The 13,549-nt window shown below is 46.2% G+C and carries 14 protein-coding genes and 1 pseudogene; 4 read left to right on the top strand and 11 right to left on the bottom strand.

Annotation, left to right across the window (positions count from 1 at the left end; genetic code table 11):
- Positions 1 to 207 precede the first annotated feature (207 nt).
- The 4 genes from V1501_RS08260 to V1501_RS08245 form a co-directional block, all read right to left on the bottom strand.
- Positions 208 to 1,557, bottom strand: coding sequence for an MATE family efflux transporter (locus V1501_RS08260; protein ID WP_409292517.1), 1,350 nt, complete (start codon positions 1,555 to 1,557; stop codon positions 208 to 210).
- A gap of 354 nt (positions 1,558 to 1,911) precedes the next feature.
- A complete protein-coding gene (locus V1501_RS08255) occupies positions 1,912 to 3,168 on the bottom strand; it encodes a YeeE/YedE family protein (RefSeq protein WP_409292515.1) in 1,257 nt (418 codons plus the stop codon).
- Positions 3,169 to 3,338: 170 nt separating this feature from the next.
- Positions 3,339 to 3,467: a hypothetical protein gene (locus tag V1501_RS08250; protein ID WP_409292513.1), complete on the bottom strand. Its 129-nt coding sequence runs from the start codon at positions 3,465 to 3,467 to the stop codon at positions 3,339 to 3,341.
- Positions 3,468 to 3,474: 7 nt separating this feature from the next.
- Complete coding sequence (locus tag V1501_RS08245; protein WP_409292512.1) at positions 3,475 to 4,014, bottom strand: type 1 glutamine amidotransferase domain-containing protein; 540 nt, start codon at positions 4,012 to 4,014, stop codon at positions 3,475 to 3,477.
- A gap of 221 nt (positions 4,015 to 4,235) precedes the next feature.
- Here V1501_RS08245 and V1501_RS08240 point away from each other — a divergent pair, with 221 nt between their 5' ends.
- Positions 4,236 to 4,580 (top strand): DUF3291 domain-containing protein, encoded by a 345-nt coding sequence (locus tag V1501_RS08240; RefSeq protein ID WP_409292510.1) that lies wholly within the window; start codon positions 4,236 to 4,238, stop codon positions 4,578 to 4,580.
- Between the two features lie 497 nt (positions 4,581 to 5,077).
- Positions 5,078 to 5,428, top strand: coding sequence for a hypothetical protein (locus V1501_RS08235; RefSeq protein WP_409292508.1), 351 nt, complete (start codon positions 5,078 to 5,080; stop codon positions 5,426 to 5,428).
- 34 nt (positions 5,429 to 5,462) lie between these two features.
- Here V1501_RS08235 and V1501_RS08230 read toward each other — a convergent pair whose 3' ends face one another.
- A complete protein-coding gene (locus tag V1501_RS08230; protein ID WP_409292507.1) occupies positions 5,463 to 5,642 on the bottom strand; it encodes a hypothetical protein in 180 nt (59 codons plus the stop codon).
- Between the two features lie 246 nt (positions 5,643 to 5,888).
- On the opposite strand from V1501_RS08230, the gene V1501_RS08225 reads away from it, so the two are divergent.
- Positions 5,889 to 6,077 carry a Spo0E family sporulation regulatory protein-aspartic acid phosphatase gene (locus tag V1501_RS08225; RefSeq protein WP_409292505.1) on the top strand — a complete coding sequence of 63 codons (189 nt, stop codon included), beginning with the start codon at positions 5,889 to 5,891 and terminating at the stop codon, positions 6,075 to 6,077.
- 31 nt (positions 6,078 to 6,108) lie between these two features.
- Here the strand turns inward: V1501_RS08225 and V1501_RS08220 are convergent.
- Positions 6,109 to 6,426 (bottom strand): annotated as a pseudogene (locus V1501_RS08220) (DNA cytosine methyltransferase); the annotation flags it as partial.
- Positions 6,427 to 6,799: 373 nt separating this feature from the next.
- On the opposite strand from V1501_RS08220, the gene katA reads away from it, so the two are divergent.
- Positions 6,800 to 8,254 (top strand): catalase KatA, encoded by a 1,455-nt coding sequence (gene katA / locus V1501_RS08215; protein ID WP_409292503.1) that lies wholly within the window; start codon positions 6,800 to 6,802, stop codon positions 8,252 to 8,254.
- An 87-nt stretch (positions 8,255 to 8,341) separates the two neighbouring features.
- On the opposite strand, the gene V1501_RS08210 is transcribed toward katA, so the two are convergent.
- The 5 genes from V1501_RS08210 to V1501_RS08190 all read right to left on the bottom strand — a co-directional run bounded on the left by V1501_RS08210 (position 8,342) and on the right by V1501_RS08190 (position 13,146).
- Positions 8,342 to 9,328, bottom strand: a complete 987-nt coding sequence (locus V1501_RS08210) for an aldo/keto reductase (RefSeq protein WP_409292501.1) — start codon at positions 9,326 to 9,328, stop codon at positions 8,342 to 8,344.
- Between the two features lie 352 nt (positions 9,329 to 9,680).
- Complete coding sequence (locus tag V1501_RS08205) at positions 9,681 to 9,836, bottom strand: hypothetical protein (RefSeq protein WP_409292500.1); 156 nt, start codon at positions 9,834 to 9,836, stop codon at positions 9,681 to 9,683.
- A 44-nt stretch (positions 9,837 to 9,880) separates the two neighbouring features.
- Positions 9,881 to 11,326, bottom strand: a complete 1,446-nt coding sequence (locus V1501_RS08200) for a DEAD/DEAH box helicase (protein WP_409292499.1) — start codon at positions 11,324 to 11,326, stop codon at positions 9,881 to 9,883.
- Positions 11,327 to 11,433: 107 nt separating this feature from the next.
- Positions 11,434 to 12,159 (bottom strand): DsbA family oxidoreductase, encoded by a 726-nt coding sequence (locus V1501_RS08195; RefSeq protein ID WP_409292497.1) that lies wholly within the window; start codon positions 12,157 to 12,159, stop codon positions 11,434 to 11,436.
- 72 nt (positions 12,160 to 12,231) lie between these two features.
- Positions 12,232 to 13,146 carry a haloacid dehalogenase-like hydrolase gene (locus V1501_RS08190; protein ID WP_409292496.1) on the bottom strand — a complete coding sequence of 305 codons (915 nt, stop codon included), beginning with the start codon at positions 13,144 to 13,146 and terminating at the stop codon, positions 12,232 to 12,234.
- Between the last annotated feature and the right edge of the window lie 403 nt (positions 13,147 to 13,549).

Genomic DNA, 13,549 nt, shown 5'->3' with positions numbered 1-13,549 from the left:
GGAACTGATACAGGCAATGGCATTTGGATGAAAAAATTTAAATTAAAGGATTACAAAATCTATTTATAACCCGCAAAACAGTACCTGACATACCGGATCATTTTTTACTGCCTTGCTTATTATGTATTTCTCCAATACTAAACAGCTTTCTCATTAATCCCCATATAATTCAGGACCCCTGCCAATCCATCTGGCAGGGGTTTATCATTATATTGAAGCACTCTGTCCGGCATCCGTGAGCCTGACCTGGCCCCAGTCCGTCCGGTAGTATCTGGCTAGGAGGGTCAGTCCAAAGACTGCCAGATATGTATAAAGGGCAATCCAGGCTCCGTAGCTGGACAGATTCAGAACATTCACCATCAGATAAGTGAGCGGGATGAAGAATCCCCAGGCAAGGACAAGCGATGTCCTGAGGAGGAATGTGGTATCACCAATCCCTCTCAGTCCGCCTGAGAAGAAATTGAAGAAGCCGTCAAATATCTGCATAAAGGCCGAGATCATGATCAGGCTTGCGGTCAGTTCATATACAGCAGGATCATCTGTGTAGATCCGGGCAATCTGTTCGGCAAAAAAGAATTCAGCCGCCCCAAGCGTCAAAAGGAAAATACTTCCCATGACCGCTGTTTCAGTTCCCATGGCCCTGGCTTTTTCCGGCTCTTCGCGTCCGATTTCCTGGCCTACCAGGATGGTGGCAGTCGAGCCAAAGGCGGCTGCCGGCATGAACCCGAAGCTCATGATGCTGAGAGCTATTTCATTTGCAGCGAGGGCATTTGTCCCGAGGCGGGTAACGAATGCCGTGAATACGAACATGGCCATGCTCTTGGAAAATTCCTGAGTGCCAAGCTTTGTGCTTTCCTTCAGCATCAATTTAGATTCCACGGCATTAAAGGATGGCCTGGCGAACATTTTATATTCCTTGAATAAGACTGCCAGGAAGGCTGCCGCACTCAAACCGCAGACCACCACTTCGCCAATGAACAAAGCCCAGGCGGCCCCTGCCAATCCCCATTCCGGAAAGCCAAGATTTCCATACGTAAGGGTATACGTGAAAAAAATCATCGCTGCATTCCCGAGAAGCGAGGTGATCATGGGTGTCCGCGTATTGCCGATTCCTCTGAAAAAACCATGCAGCGCAAAAGACAGAATGGAAAACATCATCGCAAAAAAGCGGATTTTCAGGTAGGATGTTCCTTCCTTCACCATATCCGGTGCGCTTCCGAGCACTTTCAATATCAGCTCTGCCCCGGTAAAACCGACGATGAACACGATCAGTCCCGCTATCAGGCTTTGTGCGATGGCTATGTAGGTCCGTTCAATTCCCTTTTTCATATTCCCTGAGCCAAAGTTCTGTGCTACGAGATAGTTGACCGTATGGCCTATGCCGGAAAACATGGCCCAGGCATTATACATGATGATATTGGAAACGCCCACTATGGCGATGGCCAGAGCACCCAATTTTCCCACCATGATCAGATTAATCATGCCGGTGACCGTCATCGATGCAAAGGAAGCAATCGAAGGAATGGCGAGCATTAAAATAATCTTCCAGTTTTTCATAGTGCTTCCCTTCATTCTCATATTCTATTATTCTGTTTTTAATTCCCATTTATCATACACCAATCCTGAATCGTCCGGAATGGTTTTTTAGGATTCATTTTTATGTCCGAAAGATTAATCTTATGTATCAATAAATCAATAAAACTAACGTGATTTTTCTGATTGCAGACTTTGCATGGAAAGGAACCTGGCAAAGAGCAGGAACAAACACAATAATACTGGGGACCTGAGTAAGATTCAACATAAATCAAGAAGATATATGATGTTCTCCTTGCAGCAGGTATGATACATGCAGCTCCTCCCCTTTTCCACAAAAAAACCACCTGTCGATAAACAGGCGGCTCCATTATAAACTTAACAAATTGAATCGGTAGGCTTGGGATTTTTCAATCCGAATAATGGGCGGATAAATAGGGCCAGGAAGGTTCCTGCCATTGCCATTACCATCCATACCCAGCCGTGCAGGCTGAAGGAGGCGATGCCGCCAAAATAGGCTCCGATGTTACACCCGAAGGCAAGCCTTGCTCCATATCCCATCATGATTCCGCCAACAATTGCAGCTCCGGCGACACCGGGCTTTATTTTGCCAGGCTTGAAGGTGCCTTGTGAGGCTGCCGATATGAAGGCGCCAAGGATGATGCCAAAGTTCATGACACTCGTAGAGTCTGCGAGCACCGTTTTTGTCAGCGCTTCTCCGTTTGGACCTGAGAAGTAGCTCCAGCTCGATACATCCGTTCCCATGGCCATCAGTGCCTTGCCTCCCCAAAGGGCAAAGGCGCTGGTGATGCCCCATGGATTTCCCCTGACAGTAAGGGTAAGGGCGTTCAGCAATGCTAAAACAATAGCTGCAGCGAAGAGCGGCCAGGAACCGCGGACGATTTTTTTCCAGCCTGCCGTAGTAGGCAGAGGCTTCATCATCGGCGGGTTTTTACGTTTGGCGATCTGGGTGGTAATCCAGTAGATTAACGCAAATGCCGCCATCTGTACGGCCCACGCACCGAAATATCCGAGGCCGGTTGATTCAGCAAGGGAAATCGGTGGCAGTGACGGGGTATCCTCCATCCAAAATTTAAAATGATAAGCACCAAGCACAGATCCTGCAATGAATGAAATCAGCGTCAGGATCATGGAGGAAGAACCGCCGCCAACCGAATACAGAGTTCCGGAAGCACAGCCGTTTCCAAGCTGCATGCCGATTCCAAAGATAAATGCACCGAACAGGACGCTCACACCGACAGGGGAAACATATCCCTTGGGAGTGATGCCGGTGAAACTAAATCCGGTACTTAATATGATGGCAAATAGTGTTGAAGCAATCGCTAGCATCAGCATATGCGCCTGCAGGCCCTGCACATTCCCGACTGACATCAGCCTGCGGAAGGCAGATGTAAAGCCAAACCGTGCATGCAGCAGGGTCACTCCAAGCATTAACCCTATAATAAAGAGAACACCCTGTGTCATGCCGGCAGCATTGACGATGGCTGCAAACAGAATGACGGAAGCCAGAATGCCGGCAGCGACCAGCGGCTTCTGCACAGGCTGAAGGTCGGCATTGATTGTAGTTGCCCCTCTATTTGACAAAGAAGTGGAAGTTAAACCAGGTTGAGCCATTCCATTCACTCCTAATCTTATAAATTTAGTAGGATTTAATTTTTCCATTTTCCTATCTTAGTACATTCCCTTACAAAGCACAAATGTTTTAACTCGTAAAAAAAGCATGAGTTTTCTACCCGCAGTCCATGAATGGAAAGGATCCTGGACCAGAGCAGGAACAAATACAATCAGGCGGTTGAGCGGAGCATGGTGCAGGCAGGCATGCCAGGAAGACCATTGATGTGAACATCCCGCTGCAGGAAGCCTCCTGATACATGCAGCAGCTCCGCCCCTTTTCCACAAAAAAACTGATCCATTTCTGAATCAGTCTCTGTTCCTATCCTGTTTCTCCAGCACGGCAATAAACTCTCTCAAATAGTCAGGCAGATCCGGCGGCCGGCGGCTCGACACGAGATGGCCGTCGGTAATCACCGGCTCATCCACCCATATTGCACCTGCGTTTTCCATATCATCCCGAATACCCGGTGTGCTGGTCACTTTCCTGCCTTCCAGGATTTTAGCAGATATCAGGACCCAGCCGGCATGGCAGATCTGGCCGATAGGCTTTTTAGCTTCATCCATTTCTTTTACAAGACTGATCACTTCCGGGAAACGGCGGATCTTATCCGGTGCCCAGCCTCCAGGAACAAGAATGGCATCATAATCCGCGGCGTTAATATCACCATAGGCAAAATCGGATTCTGCCGGCACCCCGTATTTGCCCTGATACGTCTCTCCCGCTTTTTCACCGGCCAGGTGAACCTCGGCTCCTTCTTCCCTCAAGCGGAGAATTGGATACCAAAGCTCCAGATCCTCAAATTCATGATGAACCAGGCTGATCACCTTTTTACCTGATAATCTCATATTCAGCCTCCTCAATTTTCAGTATAATTTGTATTAACTTTTACCTTCTATCCCTGCCTATTATACATTGACAAGCGCTTTACTACGAATGACTTGTTTAAACATGTTGTTATGCGGCCTCTTCGCCTAAAGGTCAGCTTCCAGTAAGGTTAGTTCAAGAAGGAATATCAAACCCGAAAATAGAATAATTTATAAAAATCCTTTATTGAAGGGAGTAAAATATGTTTGTCTCAGTTACAAGGCTTCGTTTAAAAGGCAAGAGAAAGTTACCTCTCTTTTTTTGGCATACTCTGAAATCGAAAAGTCAAGTTAAGAAATCAGAGGGTCTTTTGTATTCTTCGTTGAATAATGAAGGTTGGGATACGTACTGGACACTAACAATATGGGAGAACAAAAATACTATGAAAGAGTACAGAAATAAAGGAAGTCATATAAATGCAATGAAAGTATCAAGAAAAATTGCAGACGAATTAGAGTTTATTAATTGGGAAGCAGGTGATAATCCTACTTGGGATGAATGCAAGGAGCGCTTGCATCATAAATATGGCAGAAAATTAGTTAAGTAGGAGTAGTTCTTCTTCAAAATGAGTGCGTTAGTTAAACAAGTTAGCAGAAAAAAGGGCTTTGTATAAGTCCTTTTTCTCTTTAAGTAAATATCAACACTATCAAACTTCCGTTTAAGAGCTTCTTTCTCCTTGAACTCGCAATGCTTCCTGTCCGGTTGCAGGTCTGATTAGTGTGACCATGATATCTAATTTCACTGCTGGGTGTTACTGCAGCTTCTCTTTCCTCGCAACCTGATTGGTCGTCCGCTACTTTCTCATCTGCTTTTACATTCTATTCTAGCGCTTCATAAAATTCGTTGTGTCTTCGTATGACCTCTCTTCAGGAGTCATCTCTAACCCCCGTTTACTAAGAGGTGCCCCGGGCCTGTATGAGCGCCCAGGACTTTTATTTCATATAATACTCGTACTGTTCATTTTCAAAAGGTTTCCTTTTTTTATTTACTATGGAGGTAATTCCCATTTATACTTTAAGTAAATTCATAAATAAGGAGATTACTATGAAAACCTCTGTCCCTTGTCCAAATTGTCAGGAAGCAATAACACTTGAAGATTTTGAGGATTTCTCATCACCCTTTACCATGAAATGCCCATACTGCAAAGCTAAATTAAAAGAAACAAAGGTTACGCCATTTCTTTTAATTGGTGCTATAGCAGTTATCCCTTTATTCATTTACTTAACAGAGAAATTAGTATCTTTGCTTTCTGGCATAATACCTGTTATTGAAAAAATACCTTTTATTATTGTATTTATTGGACTGCTATATCCTTTGTATGCCCTTTATGAGCGAGTTAATGGACTCATTATGTTCAATAAAGGTAATTTGCATTTAAAAAAACCACAGAGTTAAGCGTGTTATATCACGCTTTTTTTATTTTTGAGATTCACAATACTTCCCTTCTCATCCATCTCCATCTGCCTGTCAACTTCCACAGTGCCATCACCCTTGATTTTGTATTCCACATCTTTATGCTGCTCTTCAAGCTCATCAGTGCTGGAGCATTATCCGGCCGGCTCTCCATCACTGCTTTAGGAGTTTGATAGGAGAAGGTTAAAACAATCAAGAAATACTGACCTTATTTGTTATATTTCTCGGCGATCCTGTGCTTTTGAAGATTCTCATTTACCTTAGCAGCTGAATCAATTTCTTCTGCCTATTCACGTGTATCTGCAAAATGTTGTTCTTTTTGGTTAAGTTGGATTTTTGTCGTTTTATTAACTCCATTATTATCTGATTTGTTAAATCCTACCCTTTTTTACTGTAAACTGGTAAAATATTATTCTGACTCAAGAAAAGAAGGAGTATTGAAATGATTTACCAATGTACTTGTAAAACACCTACTGAAATTGAAGAGAGAATTGATCAGCTCCGTTCAGAAATGATTCAATCTGGCTCAACAGACGGTCTATTAGCTTCAAGTACTATAGAACTTAGCAGGCAGTTGGATGCATGTATTTATAAATATCAAACTATAAATTCAGACTGTAGAACTAATTAGCGAGAGCAGGCTTATATCGATTATTCTTCACTCACATCTCTGGAAGATTTGCTCTTACAGGAGCATCAGCAAACGGTGGTGGACCTGCATTGCCGCACCTGGCAACCTGCTGAAACTTTGGATACGCCTTCCCGGTATTATCCCGATTAATGAGGTAATTTGATGGAAACCCCTGGCCGGCGTATGATTCGTGTAGTTGCAGCATCCTCATGCCGACATCTAAAATTTGATAATCCTGGCCTCTTAGGGTAACCAACCCGAATCTGTCTCTTGTTGTGACGGTGTGTAATGGTTCATTTAATCTCTGTCCCACGCTTGCCCCGTAATAGGCCACTATAAAGGCTTTTACAAAGCAAAACGGTTTGCTGCTGAAATGGTGTAAATAGGTTCTCTTAGTGACTGCGCCCGGTAACAAACTCCCCATTTTTATAACACCAGTCTGAATACACTTCAAAAAGTTCTTTTGCAGATATTCTTGTAGTTGGATATTCACATGTTTCTCTGCAGCTGAATTTTCTCATTAAGGATTAAACTTGAGAATATCTAAAGAAACAGATATATATAAAAATGCCTCACAGCTGGTGTTCAGGCGTAAATCCTGTGTCTGTTTTTATAGTAGATTTAATTTATTTATAATAATTACAATTAAGTATTGATTTTTAATTAAAAAATGGTATTATTTAATAAATTGAAAGAAAAATTAGATAAAGGCGGGGATTTTATTGACAACTAATAATCGCTTAACCACAAGCTGGGGTGCTCCTGTCGGGGATAACCAGAACTCCCAGACGGCCGGTCACCGCGGTCCTACTCTCATTCAGGATGTGCATCTCCTTGAGAAACTTGCGCATTTCAACCGCGAGCGGGTGCCTGAGCGTGTTGTGCATGCGAAGGGTGCTGGGGCACATGGCTATTTTGAAGTGACAAATGATATATCTGCTTATACAAAAGCAAAAGTCTTTAATGAAATCGGAAAACGCACACCTCTGTTCATCCGTTTTTCAACAGTGGCAGGCGAGTTAGGTTCCGCGGATACAGTAAGGGATCCGCGCGGCTTTGCGGTAAAGTTTTATACAGAAGAAGGAAACTATGACATTGTCGGGAACAATACACCCGTATTCTTTATCCGCGATGCGATTAAATTCCCTGACTTTATACATACTCAAAAAAGAGATCCAAAAACACATCTTAAAAATCCGACTGCTGTATGGGATTTTTGGTCACTCTCCCCGGAATCCCTGCATCAGGTAACTATCCTGATGTCTGACAGAGGAATTCCGGCAACGCTGCGCCATATGCATGGTTTCGGCAGCCATACCTTTAAATGGGTGAATGAACTCGGCGAAGGCGTCTGGGTAAAGTATCACTTCAAAACCGAACAGGGAATCAAGAACCTGGACGTCGACTTAGCCTCGCAAATTGCGGGGGAAAATCCGGATTATCATACCGAGGATTTATTCAATGCGATAGAATCGGGTGATTTCCCGGCATGGAAGCTTTATGTGCAGATCATGCCGCTCCAGGATGCAGATACCTATCGTTTTGATCCTTTCGATGTAACTAAGGTTTGGTCTCAAAAGGACTATCCGCTGATTGAAGTCGGCCGGATGGTGCTTGACCGGAATCCTGAAAATTATTTTGCGGAAGTTGAGCAGGCGGCTTTCTCACCCGGCACATTGATTCCTGGTGTGGAGGTTTCCCCCGACAAGATGCTGCAGGGAAGATTGTTTGCTTATGCCGATGCCCACAGATACCGAGTGGGGGCCAATGCTAATGCCCTGCCGATCAATCGTCCAAAGTCAGGTGTCCATAACTATCAGCGTGACGGTCAGATGAGATTTGACAGCAATGGCGGAGGTTCAGTTTATTACGAGCCGAACAGCTTCGGAGGGCCGTCAGAAACAGCCGGGAACAATCCTGCCCCGCATCCGGTTTCAGGCTTTGCCGGCAGCTTCTCCTATGACCACAATGATCACTATACCCAGGCAGGCGATCTCTACCGCCTCATGAATGCTGATGAGCGCACCCGCCTGATCAGGAATGTGGTAAATGCCATGAAGCCTGTCGCCCTTGAGGAAATTAAAGTGAGGCAGATCCGGCACTTTATGAAAGCAGACCCGGAGTATGGTGCACGAGTGGCTGAGGGTCTAGGGATCAGCATCCATCAGAATATATAACAACAAAGAGGGTATCCGTATGTATGGATACCCTCTTCTTTAATTTACCTCTTTTCCAGACAGGAATAAAAAAATGATTTTAAACTATTATAGATTTACAGATTTCATTGAATTCACATCATACCTGAGCCCGCTTGCTGCACCAATCGGGGCTGCATCGTCTATTTGCTGCAGTTCCTCATCGGTCAGTGTGATCTCAGCGGCTGCGATGTTCTCTTCCAGATACTTTCTCCTTTTCGTTCCGGGAATAGGCACAATATCTTCGCCTTGTGCCAGCAGCCATGCCAGGGCAAGCTGGGATGCCTCCACTCCCTTATCCTGGGCAATTTCCTTGATCCTCTGAACCAGCTGGATGTTTTTCTCAAAGTTCTCACCCTGGAAACGCGGGGAATGACGGCGGTAATCATCTTCAGCCAGGTCTTCAAACTTCTGAATCTGTCCGGTCAAAAAGCCGCGGCCGAGCGGGCTGTAAGGCACAAAGCCAATACGCAGCTCACGGACAACCGGCAGAATTTCATCCTCGACTTCCCGGCTCCATAAAGAGTATTCTGTCTGCAGGGCCGTGATAGGGTGGACTCTGTTCGCCGCCCGTATGGTATCCGGCGCTGCCTCCGACATGCCAAGATAGCGCACCTTGCCTTCTTTCACAAGATCTGACATGGCCCCGACCGTCTCCTCGATTGGTGTATCGGGATCAACACGGTGCTGATAATACAAATCGATATGATCCACACCTAAACGCCTAAGGCTGTCTTCACAGGCTTGCTTCACATATTCCGGCCGGCCGTTCACGCCCTTGAAGCTGCCGTCCTCTCCCCTTACATTGCCGAATTTGGTAGCAAGGACCACTTCATCCCTTTTGCCTTTCAGCGCTTTTCCAAGCAGCTCTTCATTCTTGCCTACGCCGTACATATCGGCCGTATCCAAAAAATTAATCCCAAGTTCTATCGCCCGGTGTATAGTCTTGATAGACTCCTCATCATCCTGGCCGCTGTAAAAGTCAGACATGCCCATGCATCCAAGACCAAGAGCAGATACCTCAAGCCCGGCTGCACCAAGTTTTCTCATTTTCATGTTACTGCCCCTCTCTTTTTATCAAATCTTCCATGGATTATTTGTACCGACAGACTCTCTTCTATTCCCTCCTATTCCCTTCAAAAAACACTTTCATGAGGAGTATGCAGACTGTTGAGCTCTGGATTGGTTACCAGGAGTCCTTCATCGTGGTGATGAAGGACTTTTACACTCTGATTCGATCGAAAAGAGGTCTTCATCGAAGGTATGAAGACCTTTTTCACCCTGATTTGATCGCCAAAATGTCTTCATCGAAGGCATGAAGACCTTTTCCACCCTGATTCGATCACAAAAAGGTCTTTATCATATTAGGACTAATCTCCCAACATTCCACCCAAGAAAAAAACAGCATTCACTGCTGTCTTTTTTCTTCCTTCTCTTTTCTAGTCGGATTTTCAGCGTTGTCTTCATCGAAAGCTGAAAGATCGTAGCCTTCAGGAAGCTCCCGGGCGCGCTGAGTTTTGGTGCCGAGTGTCTGCTGGTAGGATACCGGCCTGTTTTCTGTCATGCTTACCACCTCTGGATTAAGATGCCCAAAGGGGGCCAGGCTTATTATTTTTTTGCTTTATGAACCTTGAGCTGCTTGCCCTTAATGGTGGTTGTTTTCATGGCATGTAGGACAGCATGTCCTTTTCCATTCAGGATTTCTACATATGTTACGTTTTCCTGAATGGTGATGATCCCAATGTCTTCGGCACTGATTCCCGGCAGTTTGGCAATGGTGCCCACGAAGTCGACTGCCCTCAGCTTTTTCTTTTTGCCGCCGTTAAAATACAGCTTCATGATATCTTTATTCAATTCTTCGCTTTTATCTTTTTTCAGCAGGGGCCGTTCATTGAGTTTTGCGGTGAACGCTTCCCGGGCATCCTGCACTTCCTGTTCATCCGGCAGCGCGGACCTTGTGAGGGAGAAGCCGATATACTCTTCAATTTCTCCGGCAAGCCTCTCTTCCCTTTCGGTCATGAGGCTGATGGCCTTCCCGGCTTTCCCGGCCCGGCCGGTTCTTCCAGTCCGGTGTACATAGCTTTCCTTTTCGAGCGGCAGGTCATAGTTGATAACCAGGCTGATATTTTCAATATCGATTCCCCTCGCGGCCACATCTGTGGCCACCAGGTACCTGAAGTGTCCGCGCCGGAAATCATCCATGACGGCAAAGCGGTCCTCCTGGATCATGCCGCCATGGATTTTGTCTGCCGGATAGCCGGAACTTTCGAGCTGGCTGAACAGCTCGTTGACCCTCTCCTGCGTTCTGCAGAACATGATGCAGCTGTCAGGGTTTTCTACTATTGTGATCCTTTTCAGCGCCGAAAGTTTTTCGTCTTCATTTACCTTGATGAGCACATGCTCTATTTTATTTCGGGCCGTTCCTGCTGATTCAATCTCGATTTCAGCCGGGTCCTTCATATACTTCCTTGCCAGCCCTTCAATTTCCTCAGGCAGGGTCGCCGAAAACAGCATGGTAACTCTATCGGCAGGAAGTTCTTTGATGATGGCTTCTACCTGTTCGATGAAGCCCATATTCAGCATTTCATCTGCCTCATCTATGACCAGGTACCTGATTTTATCAGTTATAAGTGTCCCTTTTTGGATATGATCAAGGACCCGGCCAGGCGTTCCTGCCACTATATGGGTCTTCTGCTTCAGGGCCAGCTTCTGCCGCTCAAACGGGGATTTTCCGTAAACGGCTGCGGCATGGATCCGCTTATATCGGCCAATATTCGTAAGATCTTCTTTAATCTGGACCGCCAGCTCCCTGGTTGGAGTCAGCACGAGTGCCTGCGGCCTGTTTTCTTCCCAGCTCACCAGCTCACAGAGAGGTATCCCGAATGCAGCTGTCTTTCCGCTGCCTGTCTGGGACTTAACCACAAGATCCCGCCCCTCGATTGCTGCTGGTATAACCTCGCTCTGCACCCTGGTCGGCTCCTTATATCCAAGGCCGGCCAAAGCCCGCTTAATCTCTTCACTTATATGAAAGTTTGAAAAAGTGTTAGTGTTCATTTATAGACCTCATTCTTGGCTGTAATTTATGTATATAGGTAAGCATACCCTCTCCAGTCTTTATAATCCACAGAAAAAAAGAGAGCGGCAAGAACCGCTCTCCTCTTTTATTCTTTATTATCCGGCAGTGTGCAGGAACCATCTGCACAAAAGGCATCTGAATTCCCGCCAAGATCCTGGAGCTTTGGCGCCGGGTTTTCTTCAAGCCACACCTTCTCTAGGGCATTGCTGAAGGTTGATGCTGGCTGCGCTCCTGAGATGGCATATTTCTGATTGATGACGAAAAATGGGACACCTGTGACGCCATACTGCTGGGCAAGCGCTTCATCGATACGGACTTCGTTCCCATGTGCATTTTTGTCCTCAAGCACCTTCATCGCCTGCTCCCTGTCAATCCCTGCAGATTCCGCAATATCAGCCAGGACCTCAAGATTGCCGAGATCTTTTGAATCTGTGAAATAAGCATGAAGCAGTGCTTCCGTAACCTCAGCTTCCCGGCCCAGAGACTTTCCGAGCTTTGCAAGCCTGTGGGCGTCAAAGGTGTTGGTCGGCTTCATGTCTTCAAAGTTGAATTGGAGACCAGCTTCTGTTGCCTGCTTTCCTAGACCAGCATTTGCTTCCCTCGCCTGTTCCACACTCATACCGTATTTAAGGGCGAGCGCTTCGTGGATGCTTCTTCCGGAAAATTTCTCGGCATTAGGATCAAGTTCAAAGCTTTTGAATTCCACTTCAACGCCATCACGGTTAGGAAAAGCTGCCAGTGCTTCCTCCAGACGCCGTTTACCTATATAACAAAACGGGCAGACAAAATCTGACCATACTTCAATTTTCATATTGACACCTCTTTTATCAAGATACCCCTTATCGTATCACAAGGGCCTTTCTATTTATCCATAAAATGCTTATCAGCGCCTGACTGACGCAGCCATCCTGGTATACGTATGTCTTTTGCCGCGGATGGCGATTGAATAGGCCATGATATTTTCCGGCAGGGCCATTCCTGAAGCTCCGGCATCTCCGATATGATACAGGTCTGCTCCCGCCATCTTGCTGTAAAGGGCAATTTTTTTGATGGTATCCTCATCGGCGCCTTCCTGGCTTGTCCCGGTTGTGAGGATGGCAAGTGCACCCTTGGCATGGACTTCATCCACAAGCCCTGCTGTTTTTTCAACCGTGAATCCGGGTACTGTACCGGGAGATGGAATGAGGATAATATCAGCGCCCGCATCCACAAAGGAACCGAGCACTTCACTGTTTATGATGCTTCCGCCCGTTTCTCCGGCAACTCCTGCACCATGCATTTTCCCGGCGATGATCAAGGCATCTTCCCCCAAAATTTCTCTCGCGTTCTTGATGGCAGCTAAAATTTCTGGGTTGGTCACACCTGTCTTCGGATTCCCTGTCAGACATACAAAATCAAAGCCCAGCTCTTTTGCACGCTTCAGCGAGGCTTTGGAAGATGTTCGTCCTTCGGGCAGTGTATCCAGCTTTTCAAGTCTTTCCGCCTTCTCGTCTACCGGTTCCAAATTCAGGCCGATTGGCCGCCCGGTGAGTGCCTTTAACTTTTTAACCAATACTTCCGGTTCACCTTCCAGCCCGTTAATGACAGGGCTGTTCACGTCAAAAAGATTTAACAGAAGCAGATCCGCACCGAAGGAAGCAGCAAGCTCTCCATTTGTGACTGCCGGGTAATAAGGTGTCACGGACCCTATAACCTCAGATACCAGGACCCTCCCTTCTGATGCTAGTATCGACTGCTTCAATTGCTCCCCATTCATTCCGGCAAAATCAGATGCTGTACAGTCCAGTAATCGTTTCATTAAGATCCCCCTTTATGTATTCGCTCTCATACTACGTTCATTGTATTTTCTTTCTGGCCGGACTGCAAAGAATCCAGCCCGTTCCTAAAGACAATTTTCATAAACTTACTGTCGCTTACCGGAACGCTTTCCGAGGGAGCGGAGGGAGATCCCATTAAGCTTGGCTTATGCTTGGCTAACGCATAAGTGCGACTATGCTTCTGTCGCAGCAATCGCTCTCCAATCAGCAAGTCTTCTTTATCGGGTCTCTGCCTGGCATATTAGTGACAGTTTCAAACCAACTACATGGACATTGAGGTATAAATAAGTTTTATTAGGCAGGCACCGCTTTCCGCTTTTAAATGCGGGAGCTGCGGGACAGGTGAGACCCCGCAGGCAAAGCCGAGGAGGCTCAGCGCCCGCC

It is taken from the genome of Paraperibacillus esterisolvens (assembly GCF_046237625.1).
Taxonomy (GTDB): Bacteria; Bacillota; Bacilli; order Bacillales; family DSM-1321; genus Paraperibacillus; species Paraperibacillus esterisolvens.
This window is presented reverse-complemented; position numbering and strand designations above follow the sequence as displayed.